A 15,977-nucleotide genomic window follows, 5' to 3' on the forward strand; every position below is an offset into this window, starting at 1 on the left:
GCGGCACGCTGGTGTCGCGCTCCGCTGCTTGCCCGGCCGCTTGCCCGGCTGCATTTGGCTGGCTGCCATGACCGACCTCCCGCCCAACGCCATCGACCTGCCCGCGGCACTGGTCGATGCCACCGCGCCGGCCGCGGCCACGCCCCTGCGCGCGCGCCTGGCAAGGCCTACCCTGCTGCTGGAAACGCTGCTGGCGACGCGGGTGGAACTGCTCAGCCGCGACCACGGCTGGCCGCCGCACACCCTGGCGCAGCGCCGCGCCGTGCTGATGCGGCTATGGGAGCAGCGCGCACCGGGACTGTTCGAGCAGGATGGCACCGCCGACAGCATCGAACGCTGCCTGCAGGCGGCGTTCGCCGAAGCGGCCGCCGGACGCCGGCTGGAAGCGGCGCTGCAGTTCAAGCGCGCCTACTACCTGGTGTGCTGCACGGCGTCGTCGGGCAGCCGCGCGAGGCTCCACGGCAACGGCGGCCCGGCCTGACTGCACGTGGCGCGGTCACGCGCAGACCGCGCGCAGCGTCTCGTCCCACTCCGCCACGAAGCGGCCGATGCCGAAGCGCTCGCGCGCCAGCCGGCAGCCGCGCTCGCCCCAGGCGCGCGCCAGTTCCGGATCGTCCAGCAGTTCGCGCATCACGCTGACCAGCACCTCGACGCGGGTATCGACATAGCCGTTGTTGCCGCTCTGGATCACCGTGGCCAGCTCGGTGGTGGCCAGGCCCACCACCGGCACCCCCAGCATCATCGCCTCCACCACGGCCAGGCCCAGGCTGGTGTAGCGGATCGGGTTGAAGAAGAAGCGGTAGCGCGCGACAAACGCCGCCAGTTCCGGGTTCGGTATTTCGCCCAGTCCCCCCGCCTCCTGCGCCGCCATCCCGACCAGGTCCAGAGGCACCTGCGCGCGCACGCGCGCGAACAGGTCGGCGCCGAGCCGGCGGCCGCGCCGCGACAGGTGGTTGACCACGCTGATGCCGCGCGCCAGTTCGCCGCTGTAGCGCACCGCCTCGTCGACCAGCACGCCGTGCTCGATCACGCGGCACGGCGTGACGCCGCTGTCCCACATCAGCGCGTTGAACGGCGTCACGTGCACCAGCAGCATCGACGCGTCCTGCACCGGATGGCGCGTGTTGGTCGGGTGTTCCTGCGGCGGATCGTGTTCCAGGTAGATCGCCGGCAGCGCGCGCTGCGCGGCGCTGAGCAGGTCTGCGCGGTCATGCTCGTAATGGTGGCGGTGCTGGTACAGCACGCAGTCGAAGCGGCCGGCCGGGACCGCGTCGTAAGGCACCTCGTGCACGTTGGCTCCCCACGGCAGCGCGCCGCCGGCGCCGGCATAGCCGGGGGTGCCGTCGGCGCGCGTGACCAGGTACAGCTCGTGCGGGATCTGCGACAGGTAATACAGGTAGTTCCCGTGCACGTGCCAGGTCAGGATGCGCAGCCGCCTAGCCATGGCCGCGCTCCTGGGCCGCCAGCGCCAGCGCGGCCTCCACCACGCTGGCCACGCTGATATTCGACGCGCACGGGTGCCCCGCGAGCGGGCAGCGCTGGTGCATGCACGGCCGGCATGCCGGCTGGTCGGCCAGCACGCGGTGCAGCGTGGTGTCGAGCGGCGCCCAGCGCGCGCTGTCGCTGCCGCACGAGACCACCACGCTGGGCGTGCCCACCGCCGCGGCGATATGCGAAGCACCGGTGTCATTGCACAGCAGCAGGCGCGCATCGCGGATCAGCGCGGCCAGCGTGCCCAGCGCGGTCTGCCCGCACAGGTTGACCACCGGCTTGCCCAGGCGCCGCGCCAGCTGCGCCACCAGCGCGGCCTCGTCGCGGCTGCCGGTCAGCACCACCTTCCAGTGGCGCCGCAGCGCGCGCCCGGCCTCGGCAAAGCGCTCCACCGGCCAGCGCCGCGACAGCATGCGCGCGCCCGCGTGCAGGCAGAAGTATTCGCCGGCAACCAGCCCATGCTCGGCGGCCAGCAGCCGCCAGCTGGCGTGGTCGAGCGGACGCAGCGGAAACGCCAGGCTGCGGTCCGCGCACGGATAGCCCAACGCCTGCATCAGCGCCAGCAGCCGCTCGACCTCGTTGCCCTGCGGCCACGGCACCAGCACGCCGGCGCGGCTGCAGCGCGCCGCGGCGGGGTCCGGACAGAAGCCGGCCATGCGCCGGGCGCCCAGGCGCTGCACCACGGCGTTGGTGAGCGCGCCGCTGCCGTGCAGCTGGATCGCCAGGTCGAAGCGCGCCGCGTGCGCGGCCGCGTAGAACGGGCCGGCCGCGGCTTCGGCGCAAGGTTGTTCCGGCATTCCCGGTGCGCCGGGAAATATCATCAGGTCATCCACCAGCGCACTGAAGCGCGACACGAACTCCTGTGCCCACGGCAGGCCGACCAGCGTGATGCGGGCCTCGGGCTCGCCCGCGCGCAGCGCCCGCAGCGCCGGCACCGCGCACAGCATGTCGCCGAGCTGGAGCGCGCGGAACACCGCGATGCGCCGCACGCGCGCCGGCGCCGCGCGACGTCGCGCCGCTTGCTGCGGGTGCCGCGCGAGGGGCAAGGCCGTGACCGGCTCGACGCGTGCGTTCATAGGAACACCACCCGGAACGCGAGCGCGCCGCGCAGCCGCCAGTACAGCGACAGCGGCGGTATCAGCATGGAGGTGAACGCCATCTCGGCCACATGGGCCGGCGTCAGCGCCGCGCCGCGCAGGCGCCGCGCGCACAATGCCGCGGTAAATCCGAACCACAGCAGGCCCGCCGCCGCGGCCACGGCCGGCGCGCCCGCCAGCCACGCGCTCGGCGCGGCCAGCAGCGCCAGCACCGTCACGTAGTAATGCCAGGGCGGCACGCGGCGAATGCGCTGCCGGTACAGGCGCGGATGCTTCTTGTACAGCAGCGCGTCGAAATACACCTTGGCCTGCGCCGCCACGCTGCTGCCCCATGCGGCCGGACGCACCGGATGCGCCACCACGGCCGCGGGCGCGCGCCCCACCGGGCAGACCTGCTCGATCAGCCGGAACTGCAGGTCCGAATCCTCGCGCCACGCGCGCGTGAAGCGCTCGTCGAAGCCGCCGATGCGCAGCAGCGCGTCGCGCCGGACGAAGCAATTGGCGGTGACGAACTCGGCGTGCGCAAGGCCGCCGGTATCGCGCTCGTGGTCGGTCGGCCGCGCCGGCAGCGGCACGTGCACGGTGCCGGCCACCGCGCAGCACTCCGGCTGCTCCGCCAGCGCCGCGCAGCCCGCTTCGAGCCAGCCCGGATCCGGCACGGTGTCGTCGTCGGTAAAGGCAATCACGGACGCGCGCGCGCGGCGCCAGCCCGCATTGCGCGCGCCCGACGGTCCCTGCGTGCCTGGCACCGGCACATAGCGCAGCGCATGGTGCGGATGCTGCGCGGCCATCAGCGCCACCAGCCGTTCGATGCGGGCCTCGCAGCCATCGTCGGCAACGATGATCTCGTACGCCTGCGCGGACAGGCGCTGCGCGCACAGCGCCTGCAGGCAGCGCGCCAGCAGCGCCGGCCGGCGCCAGGTGGGCACCACCACCGCAACCCTTGGCTCAGGCCTGTCCATGGGCGCCTCCCGTCTGTCCCTGGGCGCCTCCGGCGCCGGGTTTCTCCAGCAGGAACGGGCCGATCACCAGCGCGTCCAGCGGCGAGGTCCAGAAGCACTCGACCGCATCGCGCGGCGTGCATACGATGGGCTCGCCGCGCGTGTTGAACGAGGTGTTGACCAGGATCGGCACGCCGGTGCGGCGCTCGAACGCGGCCAGCAAATCGTAATAGGCCGGGTTCTGCTCGCGGCGCACGGTCTGCACGCGCGCGGTGCCGTCGACGTGGCAGACCGCCGGGATGCGCGCCGCCTGCTCCGGACGCACGTCGTAGATGAACAGCATGAACGGCGCTTCGCCGCGGCCGGGCTTGGCCGCGCTGAACCACTCCGGCGCGCGCTCCTGCATCACCACCGGCGCCACCGGGCGGAAGTCTTCGCGGTCCTTGATCTGGTTCAGCCGTTGCTGCATGCCGGGATCGATCGGCGAGGCCAGGATCGAGCGCGCGCCCAGCGCGCGCGGGCCGAACTCCATGCGGCCCTGGAACCAGCCGATGATCTTGTCCTGCGCCAGCAACTCGGCGGTCTGCCCGGCCAGGTCGTCGAGCCGGCGGTAAGGCAGCCTGGCCCAGTCGAGGAAGGCCGCGATCTCGTCCTCGCCATACGCCGGGCCCAGGTAGGCGTGCTCCATGGACCATTGCCGCGCCGGACGTCCGCGTTGCAGGAAGTCGATCCACAGCGCCGCGCCCAGCGCGGTGCCGGCATCGCCGGCGGCGGGCTGCACCCAGACCTCGTCGAACGGGCTCTGGTCACGCACGCGCGCATTCATCACGCAGTTCAGCGCCACCCCGCCGGCCATGGCCAGCTGCCGTTCGCCGGTGGCCTCGGCCAGCCAGGTGGTCATGCCGACCACGGTTTCCTCCAGCACCTCCTGCAGCGAGCGCGCGATATCGAAATGCGCGGCGCCGAAGTCCTCGCCGCGCTGGCGCGGCGGCCCCAGCAACGCTTCCAGGTCGGGCTGCGCCACGCGGTAACCGCCTTCGGCATCGCGCCGCACCATGTCGCGGAACACCCCAAGGTGCGCAGGCTTGCCGTAGGAGGCCAGCGCCATCACCTTGTACTCGTCCGACGAATGCAGGAAGCCCAGGTGGCGCGTGACGCGTTCGTACAGCAGGCCGAGCGAGTCCGGCAGGTCGATCTGCTTGATGCGCCGATACTCCTTGCCGTCGAACACGCCGTAGCTGGTGGTGGCGCGTTCGCCGCGGCCGTCCATGGTCAGCACCGCGCAGCGCGCGAACGGCGCCGCCAGGAAGGCGCTGGCTTCATGCCCCATGTGGTGCTCGACGAAATGCCAGCGGAACGGCCCGTCGTGGCGCACGCCGCGAAAGCGCGCGGCGAGGTGGTGCGGTGCGCCGCCGGCCAGTTGCCGCGGTGCGTTGACCACGTACGACAGGAACAGCGGATCCCACGGCGACTCGTGCCCGCTGGCAGCGCCGTGCGCTGACGGCTCCAGCGGCAGCGTCACGGTGGCGTCATGCCGGCGCGCGCCCAGCATCAGCGCGGGGTCGAACGCGTAGGCGACATGGTCGACCTCGCGCAGCGCGATGCCGGCCTCGCCCAGGCAATAGTCGATGGCGTGGAACGGCAGTTCCCATGCCGTGAACGGCACCGGGCGCTTGCCGTGCTTGATATGGGTGAAGCGTTCGTCTTCCGCCGCGGCGATGACCTCGCCATCGCGCACCAGGCAAGCGGCGGAGTCATGGTAGGCGGCGTTAATGCCAAGGGTGTACATGGTCGGCCTCGTCATGTGGGAGGTGGCGGGTTGCACTGTCGTCCGGCATCGCGGGCACGGCATCGAACTCGGCAGGCGCCGCTGCGGCCGCGCCCACGCCCGGCCACGGCAGTTCGACCGCGGGCATGCTGTCGGGATTGCCGCCCAGCAGCGCCAGCGCGGCCTGCACCGCGTGCGCGGCCGGCACGTCTTCCAGGCAGCGATGGTGTCCCTGCGGGCACATGCTCTTGTAGCAATAGCGGCACGGCACATCGGCAAACAGCGTGCGGTGCGGCACCTGCCACGGCGTGTGCTGCGGATTGGTCAGCGCGTAGAGGTCCACCACCGGCGTGCCCAGCGCGGCGGCCAGGTGGACCGGCCCGGTGTTGTTCGACACCAGCAGGTCGGCGGCTTCCAGCAATGCGCCCATTTCGCCCAGGCGCAAGGCGCCGGCGAGCGGCACCACGCGCGCGTGGCCGGCGGCGGCGCAGACCGCGCGCACGATGTCGTGCTCGGCGGCATCGCCGGTCACCAGCACGTGCGCGCCGGCCTTCACCGCCAGCGCGTGCGCCACCTGGGCAAAGCGCGCCGGCGGCCAGCGCCGCGACGGCGCGCTGGCGCCGGGATGCACCACCACCACCGGCCCGCTGCGGCCGCCGCGGATCGCGGCCAGGCGCCCGGCGAGCGCGGTGCGGTCCGCCGCCAGCACGCGAAAGCGCAGGCGCGTCTCGCGTGCGACGGCTCCCACCTGCGCCACCAGGTCGAGCTGGCGCTGCGCCTCGTGGCGCGGACGCTGGCCCGGCTGCGTGCCCGGCTCGGTGTCGGGGACCCAGTCGCTCAGCAGCGTGTAGGGGTTTTCGCGGCAGCAGGCCAGCCGCAACGGAATGCCCGCCAGCGCGCACAGTACCGCGGCGGGCAAGGGGCTCTGGCTGTAGACGGTAAAGATCACGGCCGCGTCGAAGCGAAAGCGCGCCAGCCAGCGCGCGCAGGCGGCAATCTCCGGCCCCGGCGCCGGTGCCGCCCGGGCCTCGGCATGCCTGGCCCAGGGCGCGTCCCAGGCCAGCACGCGGCCGACCATCGGCAGGTGCGGCGCCAGGGCCGCCGCGCTGTGCGAGGTCAGCAGCGTCAGCCGGCGCGCCGGCAGCGCATCGGCCAGGGCCTGCATCGCCGGCGTGCTCATCAGCACGTCGCCCATATTGTCGAGGCGCACGCACAGCACGCTGCGCGCGGATTGCCAGTTCATGGCGCCTCCGCACGGCATGGTGACGCGGCCGTCGATGCGGCGGCGCCGACAGGGTCCGCTGCGCGGGTGCGCGCAACCACCAGGCGCGCGGCGGCGTCGAGCGTGGGCACCACGTAGTCGGCCTGGCGCGCGGGCGAGAGCTGCCATTCGGTCTCGTTGCCGCAGTCGACCAGCACGGTGGCGCAGCCGGCACGGTTGCCGGCCTCGACGTCATTGAGGATGTCGCCGATCATCCAGGACCGCGCCAGGTCGAGCCGCCATGCCGCGGCCGCCTGCAGCAGCAGCCCGGGCATGGGCTTGCGACACAGGCACGCGCGCGCGTAGGGCGCCACCTGCCCTTCGGGATGATGCGGGCAATACAGGAAGCCGCTCAGCGCCGCGCCCTGCTCGGCAAACATGGCCGCCAGCCGTTCACGCACTGGCACCAGCTCGGCCTCGGTATGCAGGCCATGGGCCACGCCGGGCTGGTTCGTCACCACCACCAGCGGCAGACCCAGGCCGCCCAGCAGCCGCAGCGCGGCGGCGGCGCCTGGCGCAAGCCGCATGCGCGCCGGATCGACGTTGTAAGGGACGTCGTCCAGTACCGTGCCGTCCTTGTCCAGCAGCACGGCCGCGCGTAGCGGGGCGGCGAGGCTCATGGCCACGAGGTCTCCTTCATGGGCAGCACCATCACCTCGGGGATCACGGTTTCTTCCGGCTGCGTCAGCACGAAGCGCACCGCGTTGGCGACATTGGCCGGATCCTGCAGATTGCCCTGGTCGATGTCGGGAAAGCGGTCCAGCAGGAACGGCGTGCGCATGCCGCCCGCGACGATCGCCGAGACCTTGATCCCGTGCGGCCGCAGTTCCGCATGCAGCGCGTGCGAAAAGCCCAGCAACCCCCACTTGGTCGCGTGGTAGGCCGAGGCATTGGGCCACGCGCGCTTGGACGCGGTCGAGGCAATGTTGACGATATGCCCCCCGCCCTGCGCCTTCAGCACCGGCACGGCGGCATGCGCCATCAGGTAGGGGCCGTACAGGTTGACCATCAGCACTTTGCGCCAGGTCTCGGCATCGACCTCATCCACCGGCAGGGTGATGTCGATGGCGGCGTTGTTGACGATGCCGTCGAGGCGCGCGCCGCGCGCGCGCACGGCTTCGAAGGCGGCGCGCACGGACGCGGGGTCGGAGACATCCAGGTGCAGCGGCCACGCCTGCGCGCCGGCCTCGGCCAGCCCGCCGGCGCTGTCGCGCGCAAGCTTGTCGTCGATATCGGCCACGATCATGGCGGCGCCGGCCGCGCTCAGCGTGCGGCAGATGGCGGCGCCCAGGCCGCGGCCCGCGCCGCTGACGAGATAAGTGCGGTCCTGCAGCGGCATGGCGGCCTCGGTGTGCGCGGCGGGTCGTGGCGATTGCGAAGTTGGCATGGTGGTTCCCTGGCGATCGGTGTGGTGGACTGTGATTCGGACCACGAATCGGACCGAATCGGACAACGAATCGGACATCGGTGCTGGCACCTTGTCGGCTGCCGCATGCCGCGATCAGGACAGGCATGGCCAGGTGCGCAGGCTTGCTGCCAGTGCGAAATGTGTGCCAACAGTCCGGCGAACGCGGCTGCCGGATCAGCCGGCCGGCTGCGCGTGCATGCAAGCCCCTTGCGCCACCGCCCGCAGCAGCATCGCCACGCAGCCGGCAAAGGCCTCGTCGTACCACGCGTTGGCCCCGCTGACTGCGACCACGATGCCATCCACCACGGCGGCGCCGCCGAGCAGGGTGTCGTCGCTGCGCAGCCGGTGCGGGCTGCGGTGGACCACCTGCGCGCTGGCCATGCCGGTGCGCCAGCTCAGGCTGGCCTTGGCGCGCGCGTAGCGGCTGTAGTCGGCATCCCAGGCCTCGCGCGACGGCAGCGAATGCTCATAGAGGATCGCTTCCTCGAAGGCGCAATCGCCGGGCTGCAGCGTCGGATCCATCACGACCACATGCATGCAGCCGCTTTCGCCGACGGCCTTGTCGCGCAGCGAGGCCTGCAGCATTGGCAGCGCCAGCTCGAGCGCGCGCCGCGCCGCGGCGGGATCGCTGAACCGGCTGGCGCCGGCATGGGAGGCGCGGGGCGCCTGGCCCGCATCCGGGTTGGGTGGCATGGGCAGCTCCATCGATGGTTTGGGACGGCACGCCGCGCCGCCATCGCGTGCAGCGCGGCTTGCATCGGAGTCATCGACGCAGCAAACATCGGGCCGGTTGCAAGCCTGCTCTGGCTCGCGTCCAACCGCAAGGATCGGTAAGCGCAAATTACAAAGCGGCGGCGTAAGAATGACTAAACCGCGCGCGCACAGGCTGTCGTGCGTCTTCTTCGCAATGCGGTGAGCCTGGCTCCTCGAGAACCGCTATATCGCTTCTGCTTCGGTTCCCCGCCCGACGTGTTTATCGCCGGAATATTGCACAGGGGCGATGGCACGCTAGCTGCAAGGGCCACCACCTCCATACCGCCCGCGCTCGCGGTCACGGCGGCAAACCACCGGAGCCAACCATGCGCAAGATCGCGCTTATCAGCGAACATGCCTCGCCACTCGCCAGCGTTGGCAGCACCGACTGCGGCGGTCAGAACATCTATGTGGCGCATCTTGCAAGACAGCTTGGCAGCCGCGGCTACCAGGTCGATGTCTTCACGCGGCGCGACAAGGCGCTGCTGCCCGAGGTGGTGGCGTTCGCGCCCAACGTGCGCGTGATCCACGTCACGGCAGGGCCGCCGGTGCAGATCCCGAAAGAACAGCTGCTGCCCTATATGGAAGACTTCGGCGCGTTCCTGGCCGACTTCGTGCGCGGCGATGCCACCGGCTACGACGTGCTCCATGCCAACTTCTTCATGTCCGGGCTGGCCGCGCTGCGCGCGCGCCACACGCTCGGCATCCCGCTGGTGATGACCTTCCATGCGCTGGGCAAGGTGCGCAGGTTGCACCAGGGCAGCACCGACGGCTTTCCCGACGACCGCTTCGGCATCGAGGACACGCTGGTGCGCGAGGCCGACTGCGTGGTGGCGGAATGTCCGCAGGACCGAGACGACCTCGTCAATCTTTACAGCGCCGATCCCGCGCGCGTGCAGACCGTGCCGTGCGGCTTCGATGCGGCCGAGTTCGCGCCGGTGCCGCGCGACGCGGCGCGGCGCGCACTGGGCTGGCCGCTGCATGGCTTCCGCGTGCTGCAGCTGGGGCGGCTTGTGCCGCGCAAGGGCATCGACAACGTGATCCGCGCACTGGGCTGCCTGCGCCGCGACACCGGCCTCGACGCCACCCTGTACGTGGTCGGCGGCAACGCCGAGCAGCCGAGCGTGCAGGCCACGCCGGAAATCGGCCGGCTGCAGGACGTGGCCAGCGCCGAGGGTGTGGCCGAACGCGTGGTGTTTACCGGCCGGCGCGGGCGCGACACCCTGCGCCTGTTCTACAGCGCCGCCGATGTCTTCGTGACCACGCCGTGGTACGAGCCCTTCGGCATCACGCCGGTGGAGGCGATGGCGTGCGGCGCGCCGGTGATCGGCGCCGACGTCGGTGGCATCCGCTCCACCGTGGTGGATGGACACACCGGCTTCCTGGTGCCGCCCAAGGCGCCGGCGGCGCTGGCGGCGCGGCTGGCGCAGCTGGCCGCCAACCCCGCGCTGGCGCGCAAGCTGGGCGAAGCGGGCCGGCGCCGCGCGCAGGCGCATTTCACCTGGGCCGGCGTGGCCAGGCAGATGGAGGCGGTCTATGCGCACGTCTGCGCCGGGGTGCCGGCACTGCAGGCCGGGGCCCGCCGTGTCGCGGCCTGATGCGGACTCGACCGGCCGGCACGAGCAAGCAATGCAAGGAGAGCGGAAATGAAGGAAAGCGATCGCAAGCGCATCCTGGTCACCGGCGGCGCGGGATTTCTCGGCTCGCACTTGTGCGAGCGGCTGGTGCGCGCCGGGCAGGACGTGCTGTGCGTGGACAACTTCTACACCGGCACCAAGGAGAACATCGCGCATTTGCTGGGCCGGACCAATTTCGAGCTGCTGCGGCACGACGTCACCTTCCCGTTGTATGTGGAGGTCGACGAGATCTACAACCTCGCGTGCCCGGCCTCGCCGGTGCACTACCAGCACGACCCGGTGCAGACCACCAAGACCAGCGTCAACGGCGCCATCAACATGCTGGGACTGGCCAAGCGGCTCAGGGCGCGCATCCTGCAGGCCTCCACCAGCGAAGTCTATGGCGACCCCGAGCACCATCCGCAGCAGGAAGGGTACTGGGGCCACGTCAATCCGGTGGGCATCCGCTCCTGCTACGACGAAGGCAAGCGCTGCGCCGAGACCCTGTTCATGGACTACCACCGCCAGCATGGGCTGGACGTGCGCATCGCGCGCATCTTCAATACTTACGGGCCGCGCATGCACCCGGCCGACGGGCGCGTGGTCTCGAACTTCATCACCCAGGCGCTGGCGGGGCAGCCGCTGACGGTTTACGGCGACGGCGCGCAGACGCGTGCCTTCTGCTATGTCGACGACATGGTCGACGCGCTGGTCCGGCTGATGGAAGCCCCCGCCAGCGGCACGCCGGTCAACCTGGGCAACCCGCGCGAAAGCACCATGCTCGAGATCGCGCAGGCGGTGCTGCGCGCCACCGGCTCGCCGTCGCGCATCGAGATGCGGCCGCTGCCGGCCGACGACCCGCACCAGCGCTGCCCCGACATCACGCTGGCGCGCCAGCTGCTGGGCTGGGAGCCGCACACCGCGCTGGAAGACGGCCTGCGCCGCACCGTCGATTACTTTGCCGCGCGGCTGGCCGCGCAGGCGCATGCCGAAGGTGCGCCCGGCAACGTGGTGCCGGTGTCCGCCACCGCGCGCGAAGCGCGTGCCGCGCTCAGTTGACGGCGTACCGGGGCGCGCGAGGGGGCGGCATGGGCACGGCGATGGTGGTCGATCTCGCCGCTGCGGTGACCGTGATCTCGCCGCATCTGGACGATGCCGTGTTCAGTTGCGGCGGGCTGATCGCGGCCGCGCGCGCGGCGCGCGTGGTGACGGTGTTCGCGGGCGTGCCGCCGGCGGACATGCCGGCGCCCGACTGGGACCAGGCCGCCGGCTTCGCCAGCGCCGAGCAGGCGGTGCTGTCGCGCCGCCGCGAGGACAACCACGCGCTGACCATGCTGGGCGCGCACGCGGTGTGGCTGGAGTTCTGGGACAGCCAGTACGGGCGCCGCTATACCGCGCAACAGCTTGCCGACGCGCTGCACACCGTGCTGCTGATGCAGACCGAAGGCGTGGTGGTGGCTCCGCTCGGGCTGTTCCATTCCGACCATGCCCTGGTGCATGACGCCTGCCGGCTGCTGATGCTGGCCGCGCACGCGCGCGGCCCGGCATGGAACGGGCCGGCCGCCGCACCCGCCGCCGCGCCGCCGCCCGTGCAGTGGCTCTATTACGAGGACGCGATCTACCGCCGCATGCCGGGCCTGCTGCAGCAGCGGCTGGTGCAATGCCGGGACAGCGGCCTGTGCGCCACGCCCGTCAACCTGCCGGTGGCGCAGTACCTGACGCAGAAGAGCTACGCGCTCAACGCCTACCAGAGCCAGCTGCAGCTGTTCAGCGAAGACCGGCTGTGCGACCTGTGCGCCCCCGAGCGCTACTGGATGCTGCAGCCGGCCGGCCCCGCCCCTGAGCCTTGCCTGAGTCCTGCCTGAGTTCTGAGTTCTGCCAACAGCCATGCCGATACCAGCCACCGCTTCCGCTTCCCGCGCTACTCCGCGCACCCGCCCTTGCGACATCAGCGTGGTGGTGCTGACGCACAACCGGCGCGATTCGGTGCGCACCGCGCTGGCGCGCCTGAGCGCGCTGCCGGAACGCCCGCCCATCGCCGTGGTCGACAACGCCTCGGACGACGGCACCGCCGCCATGGTGCGCAACGAATTCCCGCACGCCGCGCTGCTGCGCAGCGCGCGCAACCTCGGCGCCGCAGGCCGCAACCTGGGCGCGGACTGGGCCCGCACCCGCTATGTCGCCTTCTGCGATGACGACTGCTGGTGGGCACCCGGATCGCTGTCGGCGGCGTGCGCCATGTTCGAGCGCCATCCGCGCGTGGCCGCGCTGACGGCGCGCATCCTGGTGGGCGAACACCGCGGCGAAGACCCGACCTGCGCGCGCATGGCGGCCAGCCCGCTGCCCTCGGCGATGCTGCCGGGCCGCGCGATCCTGGGCCTGATGGCGGGCGCCACCGCGTTCCGCACCGATGCCTTCCGCCAGGCCGGCGGCTACCATCCGCGCTTCTTCCTGGGCGGCGAGGAAACGCTGCTGGCGCTGGACCTGGCCGCGCATGGCTGGCAGCTGGTGTACGCGCCGCAGCTGGTGGTGCACCACCATCCCAGCCCGCTGCGCAACCCCGCGCAGCGCCGCTCGCTGCTGGCGCGCAATGCGATCTGGTCCGCCTGGCTGCGGCTGCCCTGGCAGGTGGCGCTGGGCGAGACCGCGGCGGCATTGCCGCAGCTGTGGCGCTGCCAGGGATGGCGCGGCCTGGTCGAGGTGCTGGGCGGCATGCCGTGGGTATGGCAGGAGCGCCGGGTGATCCCGGCGGAAGTGCTGAAGCTGCGCAGCCGCTTGCGCGAGCCGCGCGCCTGAGGCGCGGCCGCTGCGGTCAATGTGGCCGCGCTACGCTTCCTGCGCGTCCTGCGCGGAGCGCACCGCCAGCGAACGGATCGCCGCCACCAGCTCGCCCACCCGCACCGGCTTGGACAGGTGCAGCTGGAACCCCGCCATCAGCGCGCGCATGCGGTCCTGCGGCTCGGCGTGCCCGGACAGCGCGATCGCGGTCATGCGCTTGCCCAGCGGCACCTGCATCTGCGCCTCGAGCCGTCGCACCCGGCGCAGCACGGTGTAGCCGTCTTCCTCGTCGAGCGCGAGGTCGCACAGCAGCACCTGCGGCCATTGGCCGGGATGCGTACCCGCCAGCAGCGCGATCACGTCATCGCCACGCTGCTGCGCAATCGCATGGGCACCGTAGTCTTCCAGCGAGGCGCTCAGCACCTCGCGCGTGGGCTCGTCGTCGTCCAGCAGCAGCACGCGCAGGCCCTTGAGCGCCTGTGCATCGGGCGCCTCGGGTGCGGGCCCGGCGTGCGGCGTGGCGTCCGGCGCGCGACGCGGCTCGGCCTCCTGCACGGCGCGCATCGGCATCAACAGCTGGTAGGCGTGCGCGGGCCCGTCGGCAGTCAGCGTGACGCCGTGCTCGGCCAGCCATTCGTGCAGGCCCTGCACATCCGGCAAGGGCAGATCGCCCGGCGTGGCGGACAGCCGCAGGCCGGCCTGGCCGTCCAGCCGCTCGAGCCGCAGTTCCAGCCGCCCGCCCGGCTCGATGGTGGCGATCATGTGCTGGCACAGCTCCCAGATCGCCTTCTGCAGCACGCCCGGATCGCCGGTGACGCGCAGCTCCGACTCGCTCTGCACCGTGAACAGGTTGACATGGCGCTCGGCGATCAGCTCGCGCAGCCCGTCGACCACGCTGGCCAGCAGGATCTCGAGGCGCACCGGCTGCAGCGCCAGGCGCCGTTCGGCGCGTTCCAGCTCGCGCTGCTGCTGCTGCAACTGCCACATCTGGGTGTAGATGCCGCCGCGCTCGAGCAGCGTGGCGTGGTTGCCGTCTTCGACGATGCGGCCGTGCTCCATCACCAGGATGCGGTCGGCATCGACGATGGTCGAGAGCCGGTGCGCGATGATCAGCGCGGTGCGCCCGCGCGCGACTGCGGACAGCTCCTGCTGGATCGCGCGCTCCGAGCGCGTGTCCAGCGCCGAGGTGGCCTCGTCGAAGACCACGATGGGCGGGCGCTTGAGCATCGCGCGCGCGATCGCCACGCGCTGGCGCTCGCCGCCCGACAGGCGCACGCCGCGCTCGCCCACCTGGGTTTCGTAGCCGTCGGGCAGGCGGTCGATAAAGGCGTCGAGCTGCGCCGCGCGCGCCGCGGCGACGATGTCGGCGCGGGTGGCGCCTTCGCGGCCATAGCCGATGTTGTAGGCAATGGTGTCGTTGAACAGGATGGTGTCCTGCGGCACGATGCCGATCAGTTCGCGCAGGCTGCGCTGCGTCACCAGGCGCAGGTCCTGGCCGTCGATGCTGATGCTGCCGCTGTCGGGCTGGTACAGCCGGAACAGCAGCCGCGCCAGGGTCGACTTGCCCGAGCCGCTGCCGCCCACCACCGCCACGGTCTGGCCGGCGCCGGCGCGGAAGCTGACGTCCCACAGGGTCTGGTGGCTGGGGTCATAGCTGAAGTTGACGCGGTCGAAAACGATCTCGCCGCGGCTCACGCGCAGCGGGCGCGCCGCCGGCGCGTCGCTGTCCTCGCCGGGCTTGCCATGGGCGTCTAGCAGCGCGAACAGCCGCTCGACATTGGTCATGGCGTCGTTCGACTCGCGGAAGATAAAGCCGAGCGTGTTGAGCGGCAGCACCACCTGGATGATGTAGGCGTTGATCAGCACCAGGTCGCCCACCGACAGCGAGCCCTGGATCACGCGCTGCGTGGCCAGCAGCATCACCGCGCCGACCCCCACCGCAATGCACACGCTCTGCCCGATATGCAGGGCCGACAGCGCATACTGGTTTTCCACGCTGATGCCGATCCAGCGCTGCAGCATCTCGGACAGGCGCCGGGTCTCGAACGACTCGCGTGCGAAGAACTTGACGGTGTCGTAGTTGAGCAGGCTGTCCACCACCTTGCTGTTGGTGGTGGCCTCGACCGCATTGACCTGGCGCTGCACGCGCATGCGCCGCTGCGTGAAGACATAGGTAAAGCCCGCGTACAGCACGAACACGCCGAGGATGATGGCGGCGAAGGCCGCGCCATAGGCGCCGATCATGATGGCCAGTACCGAAACGATCTCCATCAGCGTCGGCACGATGGTGAAGACCGCCACGCCCAGCAGGAAGCCGATCGCCGCGGTGCCCTTCTCGAGGTCGCGGATCACGCTGCCGGTGGCGCGCTGCGCGTGGAAGCGGGCGCCCAGCGCATGCAGGTGCGCGAAGGCGCGTTCCATGAAGCCCGCCACCGTGCTCTGCGTGACGTAGGCAAAGACCACGTCGCGCAGTTCGCTGAAGGCGTTGCCGAGCAGCCGCAGGATGGCATAGGCCAGCACCAGGAACACCGGCATCGCCACCAACCCCAGCCGCGCCGCATCGGTGCCGGCCGCGGCGGGCGTGACCTCGTCGACCACCAGCTTGAGCATCAGCGGCACCGCCACGGCACAGGCCTTGGCCAGCAGCAGCAGCGACACCGCGACCAGCACGCGCGCGCGGAAGCGCCAGATCGCGCGGAACAGTTCGGCGGCGATGCGGCGGCGGGAGGCGGGACGGTTGGTCTGGGGCATGCGCGGTTCAGGCGTCAGGCGTTCGGTGCAGCATGGCAAGGCACGCATGGCGTGGCCGGCGCGCGATCCCTCGGAGAAGGCAAGTTCCATACCGATCGCAACGCGGCGCCATG

General features: G+C 71.6%; 14 protein-coding genes. 5 read left to right on the forward strand and 9 right to left on the reverse strand.

What is annotated here, in order from left to right:
* Window positions 1-67: 67 nt before the first annotated feature.
* Window positions 68-481 (forward strand): hypothetical protein, encoded by a 414-nt coding sequence (locus tag AC3FMM_RS04255; RefSeq protein ID WP_488686159.1) that lies wholly within the window; start codon window positions 68-70, stop codon window positions 479-481.
* Window positions 482-496: 15 nt separating this feature from the next.
* On the opposite strand, the gene AC3FMM_RS04260 is transcribed toward AC3FMM_RS04255, so the two are convergent.
* The 8 genes from AC3FMM_RS04260 to AC3FMM_RS04295 form a co-directional block, all read right to left on the reverse strand.
* On the reverse strand, window positions 497-1,444 hold the full coding sequence (locus tag AC3FMM_RS04260; RefSeq protein WP_414249740.1) for a glycosyltransferase family 4 protein: 948 nt from the start codon (window positions 1,442-1,444) through the stop codon (window positions 497-499).
* Complete coding sequence (locus tag AC3FMM_RS04265; RefSeq protein WP_414249847.1) at window positions 1,437-2,438, reverse strand: glycosyltransferase family 9 protein; 1,002 nt, start codon at window positions 2,436-2,438, stop codon at window positions 1,437-1,439. The genes AC3FMM_RS04260 and AC3FMM_RS04265 overlap by 8 nt, the downstream gene beginning before the upstream one ends.
* Before the next feature lie 125 nt (window positions 2,439-2,563).
* Window positions 2,564-3,550 carry a glycosyltransferase family 2 protein gene (locus AC3FMM_RS04270; RefSeq protein WP_116312213.1) on the reverse strand — a complete coding sequence of 329 codons (987 nt, stop codon included), beginning with the start codon at window positions 3,548-3,550 and terminating at the stop codon, window positions 2,564-2,566.
* Window positions 3,537-5,318: a carbamoyltransferase family protein gene (locus AC3FMM_RS04275; RefSeq protein WP_115708357.1), complete on the reverse strand. Its 1,782-nt coding sequence runs from the start codon at window positions 5,316-5,318 to the stop codon at window positions 3,537-3,539. Before AC3FMM_RS04275 ends, AC3FMM_RS04270 begins: the two co-directional genes overlap by 14 nt.
* Window positions 5,299-6,540 (reverse strand): glycosyltransferase family 9 protein, encoded by a 1,242-nt coding sequence (locus AC3FMM_RS04280; RefSeq protein WP_326348622.1) that lies wholly within the window; start codon window positions 6,538-6,540, stop codon window positions 5,299-5,301. The genes AC3FMM_RS04275 and AC3FMM_RS04280 overlap by 20 nt, the downstream gene beginning before the upstream one ends.
* Window positions 6,537-7,178, reverse strand: a complete 642-nt coding sequence (locus tag AC3FMM_RS04285) for a D-glycero-alpha-D-manno-heptose-1,7-bisphosphate 7-phosphatase (protein WP_326348623.1) — start codon at window positions 7,176-7,178, stop codon at window positions 6,537-6,539. Before AC3FMM_RS04285 ends, AC3FMM_RS04280 begins: the two co-directional genes overlap by 4 nt.
* Window positions 7,175-7,945 carry an SDR family oxidoreductase gene (locus AC3FMM_RS04290; RefSeq protein ID WP_373429494.1) on the reverse strand — a complete coding sequence of 257 codons (771 nt, stop codon included), beginning with the start codon at window positions 7,943-7,945 and terminating at the stop codon, window positions 7,175-7,177. Before AC3FMM_RS04290 ends, AC3FMM_RS04285 begins: the two co-directional genes overlap by 4 nt.
* Window positions 7,946-8,140: 195 nt before the next feature.
* The gene (locus tag AC3FMM_RS04295) at window positions 8,141-8,659 is read right to left on the reverse strand and encodes a hypothetical protein (protein ID WP_414249741.1); all 519 of its coding nucleotides are present in this window, start codon (window positions 8,657-8,659) and stop codon (window positions 8,141-8,143) included.
* 386 nt (window positions 8,660-9,045) lie between these two features.
* Here AC3FMM_RS04295 and AC3FMM_RS04300 point away from each other — a divergent pair, with 386 nt between their 5' ends.
* From AC3FMM_RS04300 to AC3FMM_RS04315, 4 genes are read left to right on the forward strand one after another with little or no spacing between them, the layout of a single operon-like run.
* The gene (locus AC3FMM_RS04300; RefSeq protein ID WP_116312207.1) at window positions 9,046-10,317 is read left to right on the forward strand and encodes a glycosyltransferase; all 1,272 of its coding nucleotides are present in this window, start codon (window positions 9,046-9,048) and stop codon (window positions 10,315-10,317) included.
* Between the two features lie 48 nt (window positions 10,318-10,365).
* Window positions 10,366-11,394: a UDP-glucuronic acid decarboxylase family protein gene (locus AC3FMM_RS04305; protein ID WP_115679506.1), complete on the forward strand. Its 1,029-nt coding sequence runs from the start codon at window positions 10,366-10,368 to the stop codon at window positions 11,392-11,394.
* Window positions 11,395-11,423: 29 nt separating this feature from the next.
* Window positions 11,424-12,200 (forward strand): PIG-L deacetylase family protein, encoded by a 777-nt coding sequence (locus tag AC3FMM_RS04310; protein ID WP_326348625.1) that lies wholly within the window; start codon window positions 11,424-11,426, stop codon window positions 12,198-12,200.
* Between the two features lie 22 nt (window positions 12,201-12,222).
* On the forward strand, window positions 12,223-13,131 hold the full coding sequence (locus AC3FMM_RS04315) for a glycosyltransferase family 2 protein (RefSeq protein WP_116312205.1): 909 nt from the start codon (window positions 12,223-12,225) through the stop codon (window positions 13,129-13,131).
* A gap of 30 nt (window positions 13,132-13,161) precedes the next feature.
* Here the strand turns inward: AC3FMM_RS04315 and AC3FMM_RS04320 are convergent, their stop codons facing one another.
* The gene (locus AC3FMM_RS04320; RefSeq protein ID WP_115711553.1) at window positions 13,162-15,864 is read right to left on the reverse strand and encodes an ABC transporter transmembrane domain-containing protein; all 2,703 of its coding nucleotides are present in this window, start codon (window positions 15,862-15,864) and stop codon (window positions 13,162-13,164) included.
* Window positions 15,865-15,977 lie beyond the last annotated feature (113 nt).

Source organism: Cupriavidus sp. 207A1, from assembly GCF_057798955.1.

Bases quoted from the DNA above. Each gene is read 5' to 3' on its own strand.
- AC3FMM_RS04260 (WP_414249740.1), bottom strand. From the start codon at position 1,444: ATGGCTAGGCGGCTGCGCATCCTGACCTGGCACGTGCACGGGAACTAC.
- AC3FMM_RS04320 (WP_115711553.1), bottom strand. From the start codon at position 15,864: ATGCCCCAGACCAACCGTCCCGCCTCCCGCCGCCGCATCGCCGCCGAA.
- AC3FMM_RS04295 (WP_414249741.1), bottom strand. From the start codon at position 8,659: ATGCCACCCAACCCGGATGCGGGCCAGGCGCCCCGCGCCTCCCATGCC.
- AC3FMM_RS04280 (WP_326348622.1), bottom strand. From the start codon at position 6,540: ATGAACTGGCAATCCGCGCGCAGCGTGCTGTGCGTGCGCCTCGACAAT.
- AC3FMM_RS04305 (WP_115679506.1), top strand. From the start codon at position 10,366: ATGAAGGAAAGCGATCGCAAGCGCATCCTGGTCACCGGCGGCGCGGGA.
- AC3FMM_RS04265 (WP_414249847.1), bottom strand. From the start codon at position 2,438: ATGCTGTGCGCGGTGCCGGCGCTGCGGGCGCTGCGCGCGGGCGAGCCC.
- AC3FMM_RS04315 (WP_116312205.1), top strand. From the start codon at position 12,223: ATGCCGATACCAGCCACCGCTTCCGCTTCCCGCGCTACTCCGCGCACC.
- AC3FMM_RS04270 (WP_116312213.1), bottom strand. From the start codon at position 3,550: ATGGACAGGCCTGAGCCAAGGGTTGCGGTGGTGGTGCCCACCTGGCGC.
- AC3FMM_RS04300 (WP_116312207.1), top strand. From the start codon at position 9,046: ATGCGCAAGATCGCGCTTATCAGCGAACATGCCTCGCCACTCGCCAGC.
- AC3FMM_RS04290 (WP_373429494.1), bottom strand. From the start codon at position 7,945: ATGCCAACTTCGCAATCGCCACGACCCGCCGCGCACACCGAGGCCGCC.
- AC3FMM_RS04255 (WP_488686159.1), top strand. From the start codon at position 68: ATGACCGACCTCCCGCCCAACGCCATCGACCTGCCCGCGGCACTGGTC.
- AC3FMM_RS04275 (WP_115708357.1), bottom strand. From the start codon at position 5,318: ATGTACACCCTTGGCATTAACGCCGCCTACCATGACTCCGCCGCTTGC.
- AC3FMM_RS04285 (WP_326348623.1), bottom strand. From the start codon at position 7,178: ATGAGCCTCGCCGCCCCGCTACGCGCGGCCGTGCTGCTGGACAAGGAC.
- AC3FMM_RS04310 (WP_326348625.1), top strand. From the start codon at position 11,424: ATGGGCACGGCGATGGTGGTCGATCTCGCCGCTGCGGTGACCGTGATC.